General features: G+C 64.8%; 19 protein-coding genes. 8 read left to right on the top strand and 11 right to left on the bottom strand.

What is annotated here, in order from left to right; genetic code table 11:
- Positions 1-11: 11 nt before the first annotated feature.
- The 7 genes from IEX24_RS01235 to IEX24_RS01205 all read right to left on the bottom strand — a co-directional run bounded on the left by IEX24_RS01235 (position 12) and on the right by IEX24_RS01205 (position 6,999).
- Positions 12-1,364: an ABC transporter substrate-binding protein gene (locus tag IEX24_RS01235; RefSeq protein WP_188672427.1), complete on the bottom strand. Its 1,353-nt coding sequence runs from the start codon at positions 1,362-1,364 to the stop codon at positions 12-14.
- Between the two features lie 240 nt (positions 1,365-1,604).
- Positions 1,605-1,988 carry a 50S ribosomal protein L7/L12 gene (gene rplL / locus IEX24_RS01230; RefSeq protein WP_188672424.1) on the bottom strand — a complete coding sequence of 128 codons (384 nt, stop codon included), beginning with the start codon at positions 1,986-1,988 and terminating at the stop codon, positions 1,605-1,607.
- Positions 1,988-2,509, bottom strand: a complete 522-nt coding sequence (gene rplJ, locus IEX24_RS01225) for a 50S ribosomal protein L10 (protein WP_188672421.1) — start codon at positions 2,507-2,509, stop codon at positions 1,988-1,990. The genes rplL and rplJ overlap by 1 nt, the downstream gene beginning before the upstream one ends.
- 289 nt (positions 2,510-2,798) lie before the next feature.
- Positions 2,799-3,533, bottom strand: a complete 735-nt coding sequence (locus IEX24_RS01220) for a YqjF family protein (protein ID WP_229715030.1) — start codon at positions 3,531-3,533, stop codon at positions 2,799-2,801.
- 166 nt (positions 3,534-3,699) lie between these two features.
- Positions 3,700-4,659, bottom strand: a complete 960-nt coding sequence (locus IEX24_RS01215) for a DUF1684 domain-containing protein (RefSeq protein ID WP_188672418.1) — start codon at positions 4,657-4,659, stop codon at positions 3,700-3,702.
- A gap of 28 nt (positions 4,660-4,687) precedes the next feature.
- Complete coding sequence (locus tag IEX24_RS01210) at positions 4,688-6,241, bottom strand: sensor histidine kinase (protein ID WP_203585959.1); 1,554 nt, start codon at positions 6,239-6,241, stop codon at positions 4,688-4,690.
- Entirely contained in the window at positions 6,238-6,999 is a 762-nt protein-coding gene (locus IEX24_RS01205; protein ID WP_307821400.1) for a response regulator transcription factor, read from the bottom strand. Before IEX24_RS01205 ends, IEX24_RS01210 begins: the two co-directional genes overlap by 4 nt.
- 233 nt (positions 7,000-7,232) lie before the next feature.
- Between IEX24_RS01205 and IEX24_RS01200 the strand changes: the two genes are divergently transcribed.
- Both IEX24_RS01200 and IEX24_RS01195 read left to right on the top strand, forming a co-directional pair.
- Entirely contained in the window at positions 7,233-8,801 is a 1,569-nt protein-coding gene (locus IEX24_RS01200; RefSeq protein ID WP_188672415.1) for an ABC transporter permease, read from the top strand.
- Positions 8,802-8,932: 131 nt separating this feature from the next.
- A complete protein-coding gene (locus IEX24_RS01195; RefSeq protein ID WP_188672411.1) occupies positions 8,933-9,601 on the top strand; it encodes an ABC transporter ATP-binding protein in 669 nt (222 codons plus the stop codon).
- A gap of 46 nt (positions 9,602-9,647) precedes the next feature.
- Here the strand turns inward: IEX24_RS01195 and IEX24_RS01190 are convergent, their stop codons facing one another.
- Positions 9,648-10,526, bottom strand: a complete 879-nt coding sequence (locus IEX24_RS01190; protein WP_188674164.1) for an NAD-dependent epimerase/dehydratase family protein — start codon at positions 10,524-10,526, stop codon at positions 9,648-9,650.
- A gap of 70 nt (positions 10,527-10,596) precedes the next feature.
- Here IEX24_RS01190 and IEX24_RS01185 point away from each other — a divergent pair, with 70 nt between their 5' ends.
- Positions 10,597-11,220: a YqaJ viral recombinase family protein gene (locus IEX24_RS01185; protein ID WP_188674161.1), complete on the top strand. Its 624-nt coding sequence runs from the start codon at positions 10,597-10,599 to the stop codon at positions 11,218-11,220.
- Positions 11,221-11,273: 53 nt separating this feature from the next.
- On the opposite strand, the gene IEX24_RS01180 is transcribed toward IEX24_RS01185, so the two are convergent.
- Positions 11,274-12,029: an NAD-dependent epimerase/dehydratase family protein gene (locus tag IEX24_RS01180; protein WP_188672407.1), complete on the bottom strand. Its 756-nt coding sequence runs from the start codon at positions 12,027-12,029 to the stop codon at positions 11,274-11,276.
- A 1-nt stretch (position 12,030) separates the two neighbouring features.
- Here IEX24_RS01180 and IEX24_RS01175 point away from each other — a divergent pair, with 1 nt between their 5' ends.
- Together IEX24_RS01175 and IEX24_RS19790 are read left to right on the top strand one after the other, a co-directional pair.
- Entirely contained in the window at positions 12,031-12,390 is a 360-nt protein-coding gene (locus IEX24_RS01175; protein ID WP_188672404.1) for a TetR/AcrR family transcriptional regulator, read from the top strand.
- Positions 12,391-12,477: 87 nt separating this feature from the next.
- Positions 12,478-12,600: a hypothetical protein gene (locus IEX24_RS19790; protein ID WP_268236206.1), complete on the top strand. Its 123-nt coding sequence runs from the start codon at positions 12,478-12,480 to the stop codon at positions 12,598-12,600.
- 38 nt (positions 12,601-12,638) lie between these two features.
- On the opposite strand, the gene IEX24_RS01170 is transcribed toward IEX24_RS19790, so the two are convergent.
- On the bottom strand, positions 12,639-14,822 hold the full coding sequence (locus IEX24_RS01170; RefSeq protein WP_188672402.1) for a malate synthase G: 2,184 nt from the start codon (positions 14,820-14,822) through the stop codon (positions 12,639-12,641).
- A gap of 49 nt (positions 14,823-14,871) precedes the next feature.
- Complete coding sequence (gene aceB / locus IEX24_RS01165; protein WP_188672399.1) at positions 14,872-16,506, bottom strand: malate synthase A; 1,635 nt, start codon at positions 16,504-16,506, stop codon at positions 14,872-14,874.
- 247 nt (positions 16,507-16,753) lie between these two features.
- On the opposite strand from aceB, the gene IEX24_RS01160 reads away from it, so the two are divergent.
- The 3 genes from IEX24_RS01160 to IEX24_RS01150 all read left to right on the top strand — a co-directional run bounded on the left by IEX24_RS01160 (position 16,754) and on the right by IEX24_RS01150 (position 20,415).
- Entirely contained in the window at positions 16,754-18,187 is a 1,434-nt protein-coding gene (locus tag IEX24_RS01160) for a helix-turn-helix transcriptional regulator (protein WP_188672393.1), read from the top strand.
- 104 nt (positions 18,188-18,291) lie between these two features.
- Positions 18,292-19,251 carry an acyl-CoA thioesterase gene (locus IEX24_RS01155; protein ID WP_188672390.1) on the top strand — a complete coding sequence of 320 codons (960 nt, stop codon included), beginning with the start codon at positions 18,292-18,294 and terminating at the stop codon, positions 19,249-19,251.
- A 39-nt stretch (positions 19,252-19,290) separates the two neighbouring features.
- The gene (locus IEX24_RS01150; protein ID WP_188672388.1) at positions 19,291-20,415 is read left to right on the top strand and encodes a YncE family protein; all 1,125 of its coding nucleotides are present in this window, start codon (positions 19,291-19,293) and stop codon (positions 20,413-20,415) included.
- Positions 20,416-20,517 lie beyond the last annotated feature (102 nt).

Here is a 20,517-nt window from a genome sequence, read left to right as displayed (position 1 = left end):
GCTGTGCCGTGCTACTGCGGCCAGGTCGACTGGATGAACGTGGTCACCGTCTGGGTGTCGTCACCGTTGATCCAGTTGACGATGCCCTTCCAGAACGAGTTCGAGCCGACCGCGGCGGGCATCAGGTCAGATGCATCGAACCGGAACGTGGTGTTCGGGTCTTGCAGAATCTTGATGCTGTCGACGGCGAGCGGCGACTTCGCATTAGCCGGGTCGAGACCCTTGTTGGCGCTGATCACACCACCGATCGACACGCGGTTGTTGGCCCAGAGTGCGCTCGAAAGGTAGGTCTGAACGGCAGTGATCTCGTCGCTCGTCTTGAACGCGCCGACCATCTCGCCACCGCCTGTGACCGCCTGCGGGTCTCCAGCCTTGGCCGGCGGCATCAAGAAGCCGTAGACGTCTCCGTCGGGCGCGACCTTCGTGCCTTCTGGCCACTGGGCCTCGTAGAACGAGGCCTGGTGCATCATGGCGCATTGGTCTTGCAGAATCGGCAGGCCCGCGTCTTGGAACGTGGTGGAGTTAATGCTCGTCACGTCACCGAAGCCGGCATTCACGTAAGCCGGGTTCTTCAAGATGTTGCCCACGTAATCGAACGCCTTTGTGATCTGCGGGTCAGTGAATTTGATGTCGTTCGAGACCCACTTGTCGTAGGCGTCGGGGCCGGCCTGGCGAAGAACGGTGTCTTCGATCCAGTCTGTGCCCGGCCATCCACTCGCCTCGCCCGAAGCGAAACCAGCACACCACGGCTTCACCTTGCCGTCGGCGGCGATCTTTGCGGTGAGGGTGGTCAGCTCGTCGAGCGTGGTGGGAACGGTGTAACCGTTGTCGCTGAAGTAGGTCGGTGAATACCAGATGTAGCCCTTGACGCTCGCCATCAGGGGCGCGGCGTAGAAGGTGCCGTCGACGGTGCCGTACTTCTTCCAGTCGGCTGACCAGTTCTTATCGACGTTGTCTTCGACGCTCTTCGCAGGCGCCTTGATGTAGCCGCCGCCGACCATGGAGGCGAGCAGGCCCGGCTGCGGGAAGATGGCGAGGTCGGGCGGGTTGCCGCCCTGAGCGCGAACGTTGATCTGCGTCTCGAACTCTTGACTGCCCTCGTACTTGATGGTGATTCCCGTGCACTTCTCGAAGTCAGTCCACGACTGGTTCAGCTGGTCGGCTTCGACGTCGACGATAGTGCCGTAGATGTTGACGGTCGGCGAGCCGGTGAAGGTGCCGTAGCTGGAGTAGTCGTCGCAGCCGGCGGCAGCGGTGCCACCCGACGACGCGGGGGCGTCGCCCGTGCATCCGGTGAGTGCGAGCGCTACTGCGGCCGCGCCTGCCAGGGGAATGATCACTCGCTTGCAACGGGTGACTCTCATGGTTTCCTCCTCATTGAGTGAACATGGTTTCATGTGAGCATACACAGAAATTGAGAGCGCGCTCATCGCCGAGTCAGAAGCATTGCCAGAATGTTACTTACCTGATAGCGAGCGAAGTTCTGAGAAATACCTGGGCGCGTGGATGCCCGGGGCCGAGACCGGCGAAGGCGCTGAGCATCCCGTGCTTAAAGCAGAAATGCCCGAGCCGAAGCCCGGGCATTTCTGCGAAATGAAGCGTGATTACTTGAGGGTAACCGTGGCGCCAGCCTCTTCGAGCTGAGCCTTCGCCTTGTCGGCAGCTTCCTTGTTGACACCCTCGAGAACAGGCTTGGGTGCACCGTCAACGAGAGCCTTCGCCTCACCGAGGCCGAGGCTGGTGATCGAACGCACCTCCTTGATGACCTGGATCTTCTTCTCGCCGGCGGCCTCGAGAATGACGTCGAACGACGTCTTCTCTTCAACCTCTTCAACAGCGGCGGCGGGGCCAGCGGCACCGGCAGCAGCGACCGGAGCCGCAGCGGTGACCTCGAAGACCTCTTCGAACTTCTTCACGAACTCGCTGAGCTCAATGAGCGTGAGCTCCTTGAAGGCGTCGATGAGCTCGTCTTGTGACAGCTTTGCCATTAGTTATTCTCCTTTTGTGATTCTTTTTCGCGCAGAGCTTCGACCGTGCGAACGGCCTTCGAGAGCGGTGCGTTGAACAGGTAGGCGACACCGAACAGCGAGGCCTTGGCGGCACCCGCGAATTTCGCGAGCAGCACCTCCCGGCTTTCGAGGTCGGCGAGCTTGGTGACCTCTTCAGCGGTCAGCGGGTTACCGTCGAAGTAACCGCCCTTCACGCTCAGAAGAGGGTTTGCCTTGGCAAAGTCGCGCAGTGCCTTTGCCACGGTCACGGGGTCACCGTGAACGAAAGCGATAGCTGAAGGGCCAACGAGCTCGTCATCGAACGAATCGATGCCGGCCTTGTTAGCCGCAATCTTGGTCAGCGTGTTCTTTACCACGGCGTAGGTGGCGTGCTCACTGATAGAGCGACGCAAGCTTGTCAGCTGCGACACAGTGAGACCGCGGTACTCAGTAAGCAGTACGGCAGTCGAACTCTCGAACAGGTCGGTGAGTTCGGCAACCGTGGCTTCTTTGTTCGCCATGGCGCTCCTTGATGAAATAGTGCTGGCAGCCCCGGCCCCGAACACTAAAAAAGCTCCACACAGGAGTGCGGAGCTTGGGAGACTCGCCATGCTTTCGCACCACGATCTATCGAACTTCGAACACCTGCGCGGGCTTCGCGTGAGCGAAACTTCGACCGATGTGCTTGCGTTCTCCTTGCGGATCCTGCGCGCACTCCGATAACCAGCGGTCTTTGGCTTCGTCTAATCTAACCCGTGGGCGCCGGGTGCGCAAGTCGCGGCGCACGAGCTCACGGTATGCGGGTCGCTGTTATCGGGGTCGCAGGGGTCGCAACGTCTGCGGGGCACCGAACACGGCATCGACTCCCGGGGCGAACAACACGGAGTCGGGCATCCGGTTCGCCACCCCCGGCAACCCCGCGCGAGTGAGCAGCGTGTCAGAGAAGTCGAGCAGCTCGGCCTCGTGCAACGCCCACGGCTGATGCGAGTTGGGCAGGTAGAGGGTGCGGCCGAGATGCCGCGAGAAGAGCGCCCAGCGCGCGGTGAGAAAGTCGGCGAGGGCATCGGGATGCTCGATTCGGGCCCCCGGGCGCACCGACACCGCCGAGTCGACCTCACCCCTGGGCGTCGTGTGCCGGCGCGAGGTGTACACGATGGTGCCACCTGTTCGTCGCACGCGCATGCGCGACCACACGTAGGGCAAGCCGAACGCGGTCTGCGCTCCGATCACAGCGGCCAGCCGCTCGGCCTCGAGCGAGAGAAAGACCACACCGCGGCGCCCGTCGGCGTCTTTCGCGTACAGCCGCACGTTCGTCTCGTGGAAGGTGCCGAAGAACGGCAGCGCCGGGCTGGGCCCGAAGCGGGTGTTGCGCAGACTGAACGGCACGAGCCCCACCCACGAACTGCCGTCGAACTCGTCGGGCTCCACGCCGGCAGGCATCAGCGACGCGGCGTCGGCCGTGTTGATGCGCCAGTGCAGAAACGTCAGGTTGCGCCACTGCTGGCTCAGAATCGGCTTCGTAATGTCGTGCGGAGAAAAACTCACTCCGCCATTCTCTCCGCACAGGCCGGTCTCGCCAATTCCGCTCGGTGGGAGTTAGGTCGGAACTGGCGCGACATGCTCGCAATACGTGGGGATGCGCGCTGCGCTCCGACGAAACTCCCACCCACACCGGTCTCACAGGCCAGCATCAGCCGCGCCGTCGGGCAGGTCAGCCGTGCAGCAGGGCGCCTTCGCGGTTGAGCACGTTCTTCTCGCCCGCAGCGATGGGTACCGTGAGGCGGTTCTGCGCCGGTGGCATGGGGCAGTTGAAGTGGTACGAGAACGCGCAGGGCGGCAGGTAGGCACGATTGAAGTCGAGGGTGACGTGGCCGGCGGGGCGGGCATCCGGTGCCAGAGCAGCGGCCGCCCGAGTTTCGGGGGTGCGGGCATCCGGCGCGAGAGTATCTGGGGCCACGGCAGCGGGGGCCACGGCATCGGGAACGGGGCGCAAGAAGCGGCCAACGCCGTAGGTCGTGTCGCCGCTGGTCGCGTCAGAGAACACGAGCAGCAGGCCGCCGTCGTCTTGGAAGGCAGCGAGGTTGTAAAAGACGCCGTCTTTGGTGAACGTGATCTCGGCCGGAACCACCCGCTCCCGGGTCACTCCGCCGTCTTTGAGGTGCTCGATGCCGATGGCTCGGCCGCCTTCGATGGGAGTGAAGCTTGCCTCGACCACCCAGTCGGGGTTGTAGTCGAAGGCGTCGATACCGCCGAATTCGGCGTTGGCTTCTGACGCGGAATCCCATACCCGCAGCGCGTATTCGCCGTCTTCGTTGGCGATGACGAACCCCGTCACGGTGTCGCTGAATCGAACAGTGGATGCCCGGGGGTCGTCTTTGCCCCGAACGAGTGCGGTGCCGTCGACGAGTTGCCCGTCAACCTCGATGCCGTCGCTCGCCTGCGCCTTCAGTTTCAGCCCCGACTCACCCGCAGCCAGCGGATACCACGTGCCCGGCACGCCATAAGCGGTCTGACCGGTCGCGGGGTCGCCGGTGATCCACTCGGTGTTCACCAGGGCGAGCGGGCCTTGCGCGCCGGCGACGAATCGGCGGCGCGCTTCGCGAAACGCAGCAAGACGGGTTGCTTCGTCTCGAACGTCTGTTACATCAGCTTCTGTTACTTCGGCTTCCATACTCCCCTCAACCTCTCTGCGCCGCACTTTATGCCGGTGGCGCAGCTGCTGCTGCCGCCGACGCGAGCGGGGCGGGGGCAGAGGCGGTGGCGGGGGCGCTGGCGCCCGCCGCGTACACAACCGGCAGCAGTACGCGAAACACTGTGCGCCCCGGGGCGCTTTCGACCGTGACCGTGCCGCCGTGCGCCTCGGCCACCGCGTAGACGATCGCCAGGCCGAGGCCCGTACTGCCCGCGTGCCGCGAGCGCGACACGTCGCCGCGCACGAACCGTTCGAACAGCGTGGGCAGCAGAGCCGGGTCGATTCCCGGCCCGTCGTCGGCCACGCTGATGACGCCGTACTCGATGCCGGCGATCACCTCGCGCGACAATCCTGCTGTCACGTGCGTTCCGGGCGGCGTATGCACCCTGGCGTTCGCCAGCAGATTGGCCGTGATCTGGTAGATGCGCGGCCCATCACCCTGAATCTCGACCGGTTCTTCTGGCAGATCGAGAATCCATTCGTGATCACGACCGGCCACATGCGCGTCGCTGACCGCATCGACCACGGTGAGCGTCAAATCGACGGGGTCGTGCGCCACATCTGGCCGCGAATCGAGCCGCGCGAGCAGCAGCAGGTCTTCGACCAGCGACGTCATTCGGGTCGCCTCCGACTCGATGCGACCGAGGGAATGCGTCACGTCTTCGGGCAGGGCGTACTGGCCGCGACGGGTCAGCTCGGCGTAGCCGCGAATAGAGGCGAGCGGCGTGCGCAACTCGTGGCTGGCGTCGGCCACGAATTGCCGCACTTTGTCTTCGCTCTGTTGCCGCGAAGTGAGGGCGGATGCCACGTGCTCGAGCATGCGGTTCAACGCCGAGCCGACGCGCCCCACCTCGGTTTTCGGGTTCGTGTCGCGCTCGGGCACGCGCACGGCGAGCGCCACCTCACCTCGGTCGAGCGGCAACTCGGCCACATTCGCGGCGGTGTCGGCCACTCGTTGCAACGGCCGCAGGGCGAGCCGGATGATCAGCCCACCGAGCACGACCGCGATGATCAGCCCGGCGACCGTCACGATGATCGTCACGATCACCTGTTGGGTGACCGTGGCCTGAACCGACGACAGCGACAGCCCGAGCACGACGGTGTACCCGTTGTTCGTCATCAGCGAGACCGCACGGTACTGCCCGAACCCCGTGCCCAGGTCGACGGTGTGCGGCGCTGTTCCTGTCGGCAGCGCTTCGAGCTGGGTGATCTGCGTCGCAGAAAGGCCGATGATCGTGGCGCCCGAAACCGAGCCGCTCGAGGTTGATCCGGTCTGCACGACGGCTCCCGACGAGAGCACTTGGCCGCCGGAGACGATCATGCCGACGGTTCCCACCGGCTGCCGTTCGAGAAACGTGGTGGGGTCGCCGTTACGAAGCTGCAGCGAGTACCCGCCGGGGGGTGTGGGCGCAGAGTTGCTGACTCCGCCACCGGGCAGCTGAGCATCCAGTCGCCCCACCAGAATGCTGTTCAGCGTGAGAGTGCTGACCAGGCCGATGGTGAGACCGAGCAGCACCACCAAGGCGGCGACGCTCAGAATCAGGCGGCGACGAAGGGTCACGGTGCCGTTTTCAGCATGTAGCCGGCGCCGCGCACGGTGTGGATCATGGGTGCGTGACCGGCATCCACTTTCTTGCGCAAGTACGAGATGTAGATCTCGACGACACTCGAGCGACCGCCGAAGTCGTAGCTCCACACGCGGTCGAGAATCTGCGCCTTGCTGAGAACGCGGCGCGGGTTGCGCATGAGAAAACGCAGAAGTTCGAACTCGGTCGCCGTCAGTTCGATGGGCTCGCCGGCGCGATGCACCTCATGGCTGTCTTCGTTCAGAACCAGGTCGCCAACCACGACCTCGGGGTCGACGGCGTCGGTGACCAGCACCGTCGAGCGACGCAGCAGTCCGCGCAGGCGGGCGACAAGCTCTTCGAGGCTGAACGGCTTGGTGACATAGTCGTCGCCACCGGCGGTCAGCCCGGCGATGCGATCGTCGAGCGAGTCTTTGGCGGTGAGAAAGAGCACCGGAGTCTCTTGCCCGTCGGCGCGCACGCGCTGCAGCACCTGCAAGCCGTCGATATCGGGCAACATCACATCGAGCACAATGACGTCAGGGCGAAACTCGCGGGCAACGGTGACGGCCTGGCGCCCCTCGCTCGCGGTCTTCACCTCCCACCCTTCATAGCGCAGTGCCATCGACAGCAGGTCGGTAAGGGTGGGCTCGTCGTCGACGACGAGTGCGCGAACGGCAGTGCCATCGGCCCGCGAGAGACGCGGGCGGGCGGCAGAAGAACTGGATGAAAGCCTTGAGTTGTCTATGGTCACACCCCTAAGTAAGCGCTCCTAGCTAAGAGCAGCCTATGAACAACCTACGTCGAACCTGTGAATCCTACTGAGGCATTCTCTGTGAATGGTTCTGAGCAAATCTTCATACCCAGCCTATTCATAGGTTTTTCTTGGGCTTTCGATAAGCATGCTCCATAGGTTTTCTCCCGTTCGTACCCCATTCGTACCGGGCATACCCGTTCGTAACCCCGTTTGGCACCAAAGGAGCACCTGTGTTCAGAACCTATTTGCGGCGAGAGCTCGTCAACCGCCGCAGGCAGACCATCATCATCGCCATCGGCATGGGCCTGGCCATCGGGCTGGTCATTCTGGTCAACTCATTCTCGGCCGGGGTGCAGAACGCGCAGGCTTCGGTGCTGCAATCGGTCTACGGTGTCGGCACCGACATCACCATCAGCCAAGCGCCCACGCCGCCCACCGCGGGTGCGACCGGTGGCGGGGGTCGCCAAGGCTTCAACTTCGGTTCCGGCTCGGGCCAGACCTCGGGCGGCACCACCAACCTCAGCCAATCGCGGCTGACGAGCACGCCCACCCAGACCGTCTTCGCGTCGAGCCAGCTCGCCACGGTGCAAGGGGTGAGCGGAGTCGCAGCCGCGACCGGAACGCTCTCGCTCGAGAACATCACGTTCAGCGGGCAGATTCCGGGCGGGGGCACCGGCAATCGCCAAGGCGGTACGGGCGGCACGGCCGGGGGCACCGGCGGCACTGCGGGCGGCACCGGCACCACGGGCGGCGCTGATGGCGCGGGCGGTAGCTCGTTCAACCTCGACCGATTCACGGTGCTCGGTCTCGACCCGGCCGGCGACTCAGTCGGCCCGCTCTCAGCCGTTGCGCTCAGCACGGGTCGTCTGCTGACCACAGCGGATGCCGGAACCGACGTAGCGGTGCTTGACAGCGCCTATGCGACCAGCGCATCTCTGGCCACCGGCGGAACCATCACCATCGGCGGCACTGCCTTCACCATCGTGGGTACCGTCGACTCGACGAGCACAGACTCGGCCACTGCGTCGAACGTCTACATTCCGCTCGACGTGGCTCAGACGCTGTCGAGCAACCCCGGCATGATCAGCAATATCTACGTCACCGCCAGTTCATCGAGCGGAGTCGACCAGCTCGCCTCCGACCTCAAGACCGCACTGCCGACGGCTACTGTCGACACACAGGCCGACCTCGCTGCCACCGTCTCCGGTTCGCTCTCGACCGCCTCATCGCTGGTCACGAACCTCGGCACCTGGCTCTCGATTCTGGTGCTCGCCGCCGCGTTCCTCATCGCCATTCTGTTCACCATCTCGGGCGTCACCCGGCGAACCCGTGAATTCGGCACACTCAAGGCCATCGGCTGGAGCAACAACCGCATCGTCGGGCAGGTTGCCGGCGAGTCGATCGTTCAGGGCCTGATCGGCGGTGTGCTCGGAATTCTGATCGGCATCGTCGGAATCGTGATCATCAACATCATCTCCCCCACGCTGAGCGGTTCGGCCTCGACCGGCACCGGCGTGGCCGGGGCGGCTCGCCGGGCGGCCGGCGGCGCCATCACGGGCGGCGGCGGTGAAGGTGGCGGCACGGGCGGCGGATTCGGCCAGCGCGGTGCGGGCGGCGGCGGATTCGGCGCGGCAGCTCAGCAGGCCACCACGTCGGTTGCTCTGCACGCACCCTTCACGCTCGAAGTCGTTCTCATCGCCGTAGGCCTCGCCATTCTCGGCGGACTGCTCGCGGGTGCGATCGGCGGCTGGCGTGCGGCTCGACTTCGCCCCGCTGAAGCTCTGCGCTCGGTCGGCTAGCCCGACGGTGCTGGCCGCCATGCATTCAGAAATCGCCACGGCCAGCACCGTTACTCTCGGGTCGCGCTGCCGACCAGAGTGCCACACCCCGCATCACCCACACACTTCGCCCGCCACAAGGAGAGCACCCCATGTACGAACTCGTGAACGTGACCAAGACCTACAACGCCACCAAGCGAAAGGTCACGGCGCTCGATAACGTGACCCTGAGCATCCCGAACGGACAAATGGTTGCCGTTCAAGGCCCGACCGGCGGTGGCAAATCGACCCTGCTGCAGATGCTCGGGGCCCTCGACCGACCAACCTCGGGCGACGTGTCGCTCGGCGAATCGAGGCTCTCGAAGCTCGGCGACCACAAGCTGGCCGAGATTCGCGCCAAAGAGATCGGTTTCGTGTTTCAGGGCTTCAACCTGATTCCCACGCTGACCGCGCTCGAGAACGTCGAGACGGCTCTCGCACCCCTGCACGTGTCGGGCTCTGAGCGCCGCGACCGCTCGCAGGCCGCGCTCGCCTCAGTGGGGCTCGCCGACCGCCTCACCCACCTGCCGGCCGAGCTCTCGGGCGGGCAGCAGCAGCGCGTCGCCATCGCTCGCGCTCTGGTGAAGTCACCGGATGTTCTGCTCGCCGATGAGCCCACCGGGGCCCTCGACGAAGAAACCCGCGACGAGATCATGACGCTGCTCGAGGGTTTCTGGCGCGAGCAGGGCCTCACGCTCATCATCGTGACGCACGACACCGCCGTGGCGCGCCGAGCCGAGCGCCGCCTGCACATCAAGGCCGGCAAGGTCAAAGACGCCTGACCCGCGCGACGCCTGACCCGCGCTGCGTCGTCACGGATGCACGTGGCTAGGGCAGCTCGTCGTCGGCGGCGTCGAGCGGCAGCAGCGAGTCGCGCCACGAGTGCTGCGGGTCGTAACCGAGCACGCGGCGTGCCTTCGTGATCGAGAGCAGAGTGGTGTTCACGCCGAGGTCGCCGCGCAGCGGGGTGTCGGCAAAGACCTCGGCGACGAGTTCGGCGTTCGGCCGCGTCATCACGGTGTCTGCTGCCGCGATGATGAAGCGCTCAAAGCCCGTGCCCTGCCATTCGAGAGCCCGCAGCACGGCTTGGGCGCCGTCGCGGGCGTCGATGTAGCCCCAGAGGTTCCACTTGCGCAGGCGCGCGTCGGCGTCGAACGCCGGGAAGGCCGCGTAGTCGGCCTCGTACATAACGTTCGAGAATCTCAGTGCCACGATCTTCAGCCGGGCATCCCACCGCGTCAGCTCGATCGCGAGTTGCTCTTCGAGGTGTTTCGTCAGCGAGTACGTGCTTTCGGGCCTTGCCGGGTACTCTTCGTCGACCGGGATGTACGGCGGCGCCACATCGAACGGCAACCCCAGCACGGTCTCGCTCGAGGCTGTGACGATGTTCGTGATGCCGGCCCGCTTCGCCGCCTGCAGCACGTGAAACGTCGAGAGCATGTTGTTGTCGAAGGTCGCCACGTCGCTCCGGATGCCCGGCGCCGGTATCGCGGCCAAGTGCACCAGGGCATCTACCCCCGCGTACCGGTCGTTCACCCCCATCAGTGCGTCGAGCGTCTCGCCGTAGTTCGTGAAGTCGACGCGCACGAACCCGGGTTCGCGCTGCCCCGCCACATCGAGGTTGAAGACGTCGTGGCCCGCTTCGCGCAGGTAGCTCACGACCACCGAACCGAGCTTGCCTGAACCGCCGGTGACCGCAATACGCATGATGCTCCCTCGTGTTGGTTCCATTCTGACACCGAAGTCGAGGCAGAATAGGGGAGTGACAACTGCCGTGATGCTGACCTTCCCGTGGGAAGAAGACGAGCATCCGGTCGCCCCGCCTCAGCCTGCGCACCTTTCGCGTATCGTCGCCGATTCGACCGACCGGGTGGCGTGGATTCGCGCCCGAAGCCGGGGGGTCACCGCCACCGATGCGGCTCGCCTCACGACGCGCAAGTCGGTGGAGAACACCGCCTACGACAAGCTGAACGGCAACAATTTCGGCGGCAACGCTTACACCGACCACGGCAAGATTCGTGAGCCGAAGATCGCCGCGTGGGTCAAGGCTCACTACCAGATCGCCCCGAGCACGACACTTTTTCACGCGCACGGCCGCCCGCTGCACCTCGCGACCCCAGACGGAATCGCGGTGAACCAGACATCAGGCGAGGTCGAACTCGCCGAGATCAAGACCACGAACAAGGCGTGGAAGTCGATTCCGCGCCACTACCTGCGCCAGGTCTGGTGGCAGCAGTACGTGCTCGGAGCCGAACGCACCCTCGTGGTGTGGGAACAGCACGCAGAGTTCGTGCCGATCGCCCGCGAGCCCGAGTGCCGCTGGGTCGACCGCGACGACAACGAAATCGCCCAGCTCGTGCGTCTGGCCGACCAGCTGCTAGATCTGATGCGCAGGCGCTAGCCGCGCCTAATCCGTTCGGCGTCGCCCACCTCGCGTTACACGGTTCGGTCGTCTCACTCGAAGTAGTGCCCGAGTTCGATGTCGTCTAGCAGCCCGGGGTGTGTGGGGTTCCAGCCGAGCAGCTGCCGGGTCAGTGCGCTTGATGCGGGCATGTCGCCAGCCAGCAATGCGCCGAGAGGCATACCGAACTCGGTGGCGGGGCGTGGCTCGGCCGGGATGCCCAGCTGTCGCCCGATCGCTTCGGCGATCTCGCGCACCCGAACGCCTTCTTCACCGACAGCGTTCAGTACTGAGCCTGTCGGCGCATTCTCCACCGCCAGTCGGTAGAGCGTCGCGGCATCGGCGATATGCACGGCAGGCCAACGATTCATCCCCTCGCCGACGTAGGCCGAAATACCGGTGGCGCGAGCTCGAGCGACGAGCTGCGGGATGAATCCATGACGTTCACCGTTGCCATGCACGGTGCGAGGAATCATCACCAGACTTACCTGCACCCCGGATCGGGCCGCAGCGAGGGCATTGCGAAGGTTCGCAATTCTCGCCGCGATCGGGCCAGCCGGCACGAGCTCGTCTTTCTCGGTGGCGGCACGGTCGGGCACCGAGATCGTCGCTCCGGTGATGACAACGCGCTTACCCGTGCCTGCGGCCGTCTCGATGAATGCCGTGATCGCCTTCGCGTCAGTCTCGGCACCGCCGATCTGCCCGAGGTCGTGACGGTAGGCCAGGTGGATGACCGCGTCTGTGTTAGCGGTGGCGGTTCGAAGCAGCTCGCTGTCATCGAGGTCGCCCCTGAGCACCTCGGCGCTCACTATGGGCAGGTGGGCACCGAACGCGCGGGATCGACTGGAAGAAGCAGCCTTCGACCTCTTCGAGGAGCACGGGTACGAGTCGACGACCGTCGCGCAGATCGCAGAACGGGCAGGCCTGAACCGGGCGACCTTCTTCCGGCACTTCGCCGACAAGCGCGAGGTGATCCTTGCTGGAGAAGACGTTCTCGAGGGCCTGTTCGTCGACGCGATATCCGGTGCGAGCCCTTCGTTGGAAACGAGGGAATACCTGCGGATCGCTCTCACCGCCACCGACGTGGTCATGACGCCTCGTCGTCGCGCTGTGGCGCTGCGGCGGATCGCCGTCACCGCCGGTAACGCGGAGCTTCAGGAACGTGGGTAGCTGAAACTCGCGCATCTCGCAGCATCGATCGCGACGGCCCTAGAAGGCAAGGGCGCCGATGAACTCAGCGCTCGACTTGCTGCTCAGGTGGTACTGCTCGCATTCCGGGTCGGTTTCGAACGCTGGCTTCGCGCGGCAGAGCGCGACGCATTCGCCCCACTCGCACTCGAGGCGTTAGACGACCTGCGCGAGCACCTGCTGCGCCTCTGACGCCCTCGCCGCCGCCGCAACGGCAACCGCATCCGCTGCTAGACGAGCTGGGCCTCGCGCGCCTTGGCGGCGCGGCGGGTGCGGTGGAGGATCGGCTCGGTGTATCCAGAGGGCTGAGTCGTACCCTCGACGATGAGCGCGCGAGCCGCGAGAAACGCCAGGCCGTCGAAGTCGGGAGCCATCTGCAGGTACAGCGCATCGCCGGCGTTCTGGCCGTCGACGATGGCCGCCATGCGCCGCAGCGACTCGTCGACCTGCTCGCTCGTCACGAGACCGTGCAGCAGCCAGTTCGCCACGTGCTGTGATGAGATGCGGCAGGTCGCCCGGTCTTCCATGAGGGCGACGTCGTGGATGTCGGGTACTTTCGAGCATCCGATGCCCTGGTCGACCCAACGCACCACGTAGCCGAGAATGCCTTGCACGTTGTTGTCGAGCTCGGCCTGGCGTTCTGACGCGTCGTACTCGCGCGTGGCGAGTGGAATCCGCAGAATCTCGGTGACCTCGGCGGGCGTGCGCGATGACAACTCCTGCTGCACCGTGGGCACATCGACCCGGTGGTAGTGCAGCGCGTGCAGCGTCGCGGCGGTCGGCGACGGCACCCACGCGGTGGTGGCACCCGCCAGCGGATGCTGAATCTTCTGCTCGAGCATGTCGGCCATCAGGTCGGGCATGGCCCACATGCCCTTGCCGATCTGCGCGCGGCCCGGCAGCCCCGAGGCGATGCCGATGTCGACGTTCGACGCCTCGTACGCGGCGATCCACGGCTGCGACTTCATCTCTGACTTGCGAACGAACGCACCGGCGAGCATCGAGGTGTGAATCTCGTCGCCCGTTCGGTCGAGAAAGCCCGTGTTGATGAACACGATGCGGTCTGCGGCCGCCTGGATGCAGGCGCGCAGGTTCACCGAGGTGCGCCGCTCCTCATCCATGATGCCCAGCTTGATCGAGCGCTCGGGCAGCTCGAGAAGCCGCTCGACCTGCGCGAAAAGGTCGACCGTGAAGGCGACCTCGGCCGGCCCGTGCATCTTGGGCTTCACGATGTACATCGAGCCCGTCAGCGAGTTGGGCAGCGCGCTGCCCGCGCCCGCCCCGCGAATGTCGCCGACCGAGCCGAGCGCGGTCATGATCGCGTCGAGAATGCCCTCGAACACCTCGTCGCCGTTTTCGTCGAGAATCGCGTCGCTGGTCATGAGGTGACCCACGTTGCGAATGAAGAGCAGCGAGCGCCCGCGCAGAGTAGCGGCACGGGCATCCAGCGTCGTGTATTGGCGGTCGGCGTTCATACCGCGAACGAATGTGCGGCCGCCCTTCGACACCTCTTCAGACAAGGTTCCACTCATCAGTTCGAGCCAGTTGCGGTAGCCCACGACCTTGTCTTCGGCGTCGACTGCGGCCACGGAATCTTCGAGATCCATGATGGTCGTCACGGCAGACTCGAGCAGCACGTCGAACACCCCTGCGCTGTCGGTCTGGCCGATGGGATGCTCGTGGTCGACCAACACCTCGAAGTGCAGCCCGTGGTGCCCGAACACCAGCGCTTCTGGCGCGGCAACCTCACCGCGGTACCCCAGCAACGCGGCGCCGTCAGCGAGTCGCGCGGGGCCAGACGGCAGCTCGACATTCAGGCCGCCGTCGTCAATCGAGTAGCTGAGAACATCGGCGTGGCTGCCCGCCTCGAGCGGAATGGTCTCGTCGAGAAACGCGCGTGCCGCCGCGACGACAGCGGCGCCGCGAAGCGGGTTGTACTCGGCCCCGACAGCGAGGTCACCGGTGCGGTCGATCGCGTCAGTGCCGTACAGCGCGTCATAGAGCGAACCCCAGCGCGCGTTCACGGCGTTCGCCGCGAACCGACGGTTGAGAAGCGGCACCACGAGCTGAGGCCCTGACTGCAGACGAATTTCGTCATCGACACCTTCGGTCGTCACGGTCACCGCGTCGGCAGCCGGTTCGTCGACCAGATAGCCGATCTCGCGCAGCACGGCCAGGTACGTGTCTGCATCGACCGAGCCCGGGTTCTCGCGGTGAAAGTCGTCGATCAGGCTCTGCAGATCGTCTCGCACCCGCAGTAGTTCGACGTTTCGCGGGGTGAAGTCGCGAAGCAACGACGCGACGTCGGCCCAGAAACGATCGGCGTCGAGGCCGGCCAACGCGACGGCCTCGGCAGCGAAGTCGTACAGCGGTTCGGCGATAGACAGCCCTGCGGCTTCGATTCTTTTGGTCACAGTGCACTTTCTTTCTGCGAAGGAGTTGGGGTCTGCAGGGAGCAATTCATCAGGCCGCCATCGCCTCGGGAGCCGAAATGTCGACCAGGTAGTGCGCGTACGCGGGAATGGTCAGGTAGGTCGGGAAGTCTTCTTCCAATGCTACGAGACGCACAATGTCGGCCGCGGCGTCGAACTGGTCACCGTCGAAGCGTTCGGCGGTGCGCACCTGCTCGTCGAGTTCAGCGATCACCGACTCCGTCGTGATGCGAGTGCCCTCGGCCGTGACGGTGGAGTAGTGAATCCACTGCCACAGCTGTGCCCGCGAGATCTCTGCAGCCGATGCGTCGGCCACGATGTTCTCGAGTTCGACTGCTCCGATACCGCGCAGCCAGCTCTCGATGTACCGCAGGGCTACCGAGACGTTCGAGCGCACCCCGGCATCAGTCACGACCTTGTCGAGCGAGCGCACATCGAGCAGCTGCTCCGCGGTCACCTGAACCTCGGGGCGCTGCCGCTCGATTTGATTCGGGTGGCTGCCGAGCACGGCGTCGAATTCTGCGCGGGCCGTCAGAATGAGCGCGGGGTTCGCGACCCACGTTCCGTCGAATCCGTCGTTCACCTCGCGGTTCTTGTCTTCAGAAACGCGCGCCAACGACTCCTGGGTGAGCTCAGGTTTGGCTGCGTCGGGAATGAACGCACTCATGCCGCCAATGGCATATGCCCCACGCTTGTGGCAGGTCGACACCAAGAGTTCGGTGTAGCTCCGCATGAACGGCACGGTCATCGTGATGCTGGTGCGGTCGGGAAAGACGAACTGGCGGCCGCGCTCGCGGTAAGCCTTGATGAAGCTGAACAGGTAGTCCCAGCGGCCCGCATTGAGCCCGGCGCAGTGCTCGCGCAGCTCGAAGAGAATCTCTTCCATCTCGAACGCCGCCGAGATGGTCTCGATGAGCACGGTGGCACGAATCGTGCCGTGCGCCAGGCCCAGTGCGTTCTCGCTGAAGGTGAAAATGTCATCCCACAGTCGCGCCTCGAGGTGGTCTTCGAGTTTCGGCAGGTAGAAGTACGGGCCCTTGCCCGAGTCGATCAGCTTCTGCGCGTTGTGAAAGAGGTACAGCCCGAAGTCGACCAGCGAAGCGGATGCCGCCTGACGCTGCCCCGCACGGTCAGTGAACTTCACGTGCTTCTCCACCAGGTGCCAGCCGCGGGGCCGCATCACGATGGTGGGCAGCTCACCGGTGTGCAGCCGGCGAATCTCACCGTCGTCATCGGTGTAGGCGAGCTGGCGGCGAACCGCATCGAACAAGGTCAGCTGGCCGTCGATGATGTTGATCCAGGTGGGGCTGGTGGCATCTTCGAGGTCGGCACCCCACGCCTTCGCGCCAGAGTTCAGTGCCTTGACGGCGCTTTCTCGATCGACCGGGCCGGTGATCTCAACACGACGATCTTCGAGGCCCGGGCCGGCACCGGCCACGCGCCACGACGCGTCGCTGCGAACAGGCGCGGTTTCGGCGAGAAAGTGAAAGTCGCGACCGTTCTCAACGGCGAGACGGCGACGCATGCGCTCGTGCAGCCGCTCTTGGCGGCGGTGCGCGAACTGGTCGTGCAGGCGAGCGACGAAGGCGAGAGCATCCGGAGTCAGAATCTCGTCGAACCGAGCTTCTTCTGGCCCATGGATCTCGATGCGGGTGTGTGCTGACATGACATATTCCTTAGTGAGAATGTAACCGCAAAGCGGCTGAGTGAAACTGTTCTGATTCGGTCGAACTCGCGCTGTTGGCATAAACATCGGCGAATTTGCCTGTTGAATCCACTATCGGGTCGCCGCAACCCCTGCCAGCGAGAAAGTTCGGTAGAAAAACCCCAATTCTTCTGTTTCACGCAAAAAGCGTCGATGTCGCCAGCACGACTTGTGCTCACCTACCCGTGTGGGCCGCCACGATGAATACATGCTTGATTCACTTACCGTCGGCCGACGAATTCGGCAGTTACGATCAGACCGCGGGCTGACGCTCGACGCGCTCGGCACGGCCATTGGGCGTGCGGCGTCGCAGGTTTCGGTGGTCGAGAACGGTAAGCGCGAACTCAAGCTCGGCGAGATGCAGAAGTTCGCCGAAGCACTCGACGTCACGGTCGAGCAGCTGCTCAGCGAAGAGGCGCCGAGCGAGCGGGCAGCGCTCGAAATCGCCCTCGAGCGCATTCAGCGCGGGCAGCTGTACGCCACTCTCGGGTTACCCCCGGTGCCGGTGCGTAAGGCGTTGAGCGACGAGGCGATTCAGACGATTCTCGGGCTGCATGCTGAACTCGAACGGATGCACGGCGAGCGCATCGCGACCCCCGAAGAAGCACGCCGCGCCAATACCGTGTTGCGGGCGCAGATGCGTCAGCGTGGCAATCACTTCGCCGAACTCGAAACCACGGCCCGCGAGTTGCTCGATGCAGTCGGACATCTCGGCGGGCCCCTCTCGCAGCGCGTCGCCTCAGACCTCGCCACGCACCTCGGCTTCAGCCTGCACTACGTCGCCGACCTGCCCGGGTCGACCAGGTCGATCACCGACTTGAAGAACGGGCGCATCTACGTTCCGCGCGGGCAGAGCCCTGACGCCGACCCGCGAACCGTGCTGTTGCAGGCACTGGCGAGCCACGTGCTCGGCCACGAAGAGCCGAAGGGGTACGCCGAGTTCTTGCGGCAGCGTGTCGAAACGAACTACCTCGCCGGGGCTCTGCTCATCCCCGAGAACACCGCGGTCGAGTTCTTACAGCGCGCCAAAGCACAGCGCGAGCTGAGCGTCGAAGACCTGCGCGATGCGTTCAGCACCACCTACGAAACCGCTGCGCACCGGTTCACGAACCTGGCCACCGAGCACCTCGGTATTCCGGTGCACTTCTTGAAGGTGCACGAGTCGGGTTCGGTCGTCAAAGCGTACGAGAACGACGATGTGGTGCTGCCGACGGATGCCCTGGGCAGCGTCGAAGGCATGATCGTGTGCCGCTACTGGAGTGCCCGGCAGGTGTTCGACGCCGAAGACCGGTTCAGCCCGTACCACCAGTACACGGATAAGCCCACGGGTACGTATTGGTGCACCTCGCGCATCCAATCGTCGTCGCGTGGGCACTTCTCCATCAGCGTGGGCACCCCGTTCGCCGACGCTCGCTGGTTTCGCGGGCGTGACACAACCACTCGGTTCGCGTCGACGTGCCCCGACCCCACCTGCTGCCGCAAGCCGCCGACCGATCTCTCGCGCAAGTGGCAGCACCAGTCGTGGCCGAGCGCCCGCCTCAACTCGAGCCTGCTCGCGGCCCTGCCCACCGGCAGTTTCGCGGGCGTCGACAGCACAGAGGTCTACGAGTTTCTCGAGCGCCACGCTCCAGCCGCTCAGTGAGCCCATTGCGCCCACATGAGGCCGGTATACCCGACTCAAGTGGGCACAACGGGCTCACCCACACCGTCTTTCCCCCACACCCAGCGAAACGAAAGTGCAGCATCATGAACCACGGCGACCCGGAAGTCACCCTGAGGTTTCTCGCCTCGCCCACCGACGTGTCGAGCCTTGGCGGCAAGGTGCACGCGGGTCGGGTGCTCGAATGGATCGACAAGGCAGCCTACGCCTGTGCCGTGGGCTGGAGCGCAAGCTACTGCGTCACGGCGTACGTCGGCAGCATCAGCTTCGTGGCACCTATCGACTCGGGAAACCTCGTCGAAGTGCGCGCGAAACTCGTCTATACCGGGCGCACGAGCATGCACATTCGCGTCAACGTTTCGTCGGCCGACCCGAAGGTGGGTCGGTACGTGACCTCCACCGACTGCATGGTGATCTTCGTCGCGGTGGGTGCGGATGCCCGGCCGACCGAAGTCGCACCCTGGGTACCTCAGAACGACGAAGACGCAGCCCTCTACAACGACGCCGTCAATCGCATCGACATTCGCCACCGCATCGAAGCCGCCATGAAAGAGCAGACGTACACCTCGGAAAGCGAAGCCGAGATCATCACCTTTCGTTTCTTCGCGGCCCCCACCGATGTGAACTGGGGCGGCAAGACCCACGGTGGCACGGTGATGCGCTGGATCGACGAAGCCGCCCTCGCCTGCGCCTCGACCTGGAGCGGGCTCGATGCCATCACGGTGTACTCGGGCGGAATTCGCTTCTACCGGCCCATACCCATCGGCCACATCGTCGAGATCGAGGCACGGCTGCTGCACACCGGCCAATCGTCGATGCACATCAGCACGCACGTGCGCTCTCGCGACCCGAAAGAGCGCGAGTTTCAGCTCACCACACACTGCCTCACCATCATGGCGGCGCTCGACGACACCGGTCACACCACTGCGGTGCGCAGTTGGGTGCCCGAGACCGACGAAGACAAGCGGCTGGATGCCCACGCTCGCCAATTGACCCAAATACGTTCACCTGCAACCCATCTCCCTCCGCTTCTCGCCACCCATTAGGGGGTATTGAGCACTGCTCATTAATGCTACTGTCGGCCCATGACAGTCAGCATGACGAGGCGCCGGGTCGGGCCGAACCGCACATCGGCGGTCGCCGCGGGAGTTCTTTTCGCCGTGCTCGCGCTCATACTCTTCGCCGTACCGCATACCGCGCGTGCCGAGGGCGACGGCGAGTCAACCCACACGGCGGCGCGCATCACCCTGCCCGTCGGCATGTCGAGCATGGCAACCGGAGTGGCCAGCGACCCGAAAGCGCACATTCTGTATACGGCCGATCATGACCAGGTTCTGGCCGTCAATGAACTGACCGGCGTCATCACGGTGTTCGGCCTGGGGCTTGGCGGGCCTGTAGATGCTGTGGCCGTCGACCCCGACTACGACGAAGTTTTCGCAACGCAGACCGACGAGTACGGCAACACGTGGGTGCACGTCTTCGCGGGCAGCGCACACAGTAACATCGCGACGATTCCCGTCCCCGGCGGTGCGAGCGCGCTCGCCGTCGACCACCGAACGCACACCCTCGTAGCCGTGGGCTACGGCAGCGGCGGCACCGGGTCTGCGGGCACTCTGACTTTCATCAACGAAGACACCAATTCGGTCAGCTCGACCCTGGCCATCGGGCGAGACCCCGAAGCCGTGGCCATCGATCAATTCGCGCGCGTCGCCTACGCGACAAGCCAGGTCGACAACTCCGTGTGGGTCATCGACCTCGACGGCCGGGCGGTGAAATCGGTCGTCGCAGTAGGGGGTGCGCCCGCGGGCGTGGCGGTCGATCAGGTGAGCCATGAGGCGTTCGTCACGAACTGGGCTGATGATTCGGTGTCGGTCATCACGAGCATCCACAGCCCGCTCGGTGAAGACCCCGTGTATTCGGTCGCTGAAACCATTGGGGTGCCCGACCAGCCGTGGGGTGTTGCGGTCGATTCGTCGACTCAGTTGGTCTACGTCGCACCCGAAGGCGCGCACGCCGTCACGATGATCAACGAGCGCTCGGGCGCCATCAGCGAATCAGTGGGGCCGGTCGACGGCAACCCGTGGTTCGTCGCCGTCGACGAAACGTTGCACGCCGCCTTCGTGACGAGTCGGAGCGGCACCGCCATCGTGGTGGTGTCGACTGCGCCAGAGCTGGCACCGTCGCCGACCTGCACTCTCAGTTGGTGCTGAGCGCGCACAATCGTGCGCCCCGGTTCGGGTTCGGCATGACCGGTATGACGCAGGCCTGCGTAACTCGATACAGCGCGTTTGCGGGCGTCGGCGAAGTACAGT

This window comes from Subtercola lobariae (genome assembly GCF_014640255.1).
In the GTDB taxonomy this organism is placed as follows: domain Bacteria; phylum Actinomycetota; class Actinomycetes; order Actinomycetales; family Microbacteriaceae; genus Subtercola; species Subtercola lobariae.
This window is presented reverse-complemented; position numbering and strand designations above follow the sequence as displayed.

Bases quoted from the DNA above. Each gene is read 5' to 3' on its own strand.
- IEX24_RS01235 (WP_188672427.1), bottom strand. From the start codon at position 1,364: ATGAGAGTCACCCGTTGCAAGCGAGTGATCATTCCCCTGGCAGGCGCG.
- rplL (WP_188672424.1), bottom strand. From the start codon at position 1,988: ATGGCAAAGCTGTCACAAGACGAGCTCATCGACGCCTTCAAGGAGCTC.
- rplJ (WP_188672421.1), bottom strand. From the start codon at position 2,509: ATGGCGAACAAAGAAGCCACGGTTGCCGAACTCACCGACCTGTTCGAG.
- IEX24_RS01215 (WP_188672418.1), bottom strand. From the start codon at position 4,659: ATGGAAGCCGAAGTAACAGAAGCTGATGTAACAGACGTTCGAGACGAA.
- IEX24_RS01195 (WP_188672411.1), top strand. From the start codon at position 8,933: ATGTACGAACTCGTGAACGTGACCAAGACCTACAACGCCACCAAGCGA.
- IEX24_RS01190 (WP_188674164.1), bottom strand. From the start codon at position 10,526: ATGCGTATTGCGGTCACCGGCGGTTCAGGCAAGCTCGGTTCGGTGGTC.
- IEX24_RS01185 (WP_188674161.1), top strand. From the start codon at position 10,597: ATGCTGACCTTCCCGTGGGAAGAAGACGAGCATCCGGTCGCCCCGCCT.
- IEX24_RS01175 (WP_188672404.1), top strand. From the start codon at position 12,031: ATGGGCAGGTGGGCACCGAACGCGCGGGATCGACTGGAAGAAGCAGCC.
- aceB (WP_188672399.1), bottom strand. From the start codon at position 16,506: ATGTCAGCACACACCCGCATCGAGATCCATGGGCCAGAAGAAGCTCGG.
- IEX24_RS01160 (WP_188672393.1), top strand. From the start codon at position 16,754: ATGCTTGATTCACTTACCGTCGGCCGACGAATTCGGCAGTTACGATCA.
- IEX24_RS01155 (WP_188672390.1), top strand. From the start codon at position 18,292: ATGAACCACGGCGACCCGGAAGTCACCCTGAGGTTTCTCGCCTCGCCC.
- IEX24_RS01150 (WP_188672388.1), top strand. From the start codon at position 19,291: ATGACAGTCAGCATGACGAGGCGCCGGGTCGGGCCGAACCGCACATCG.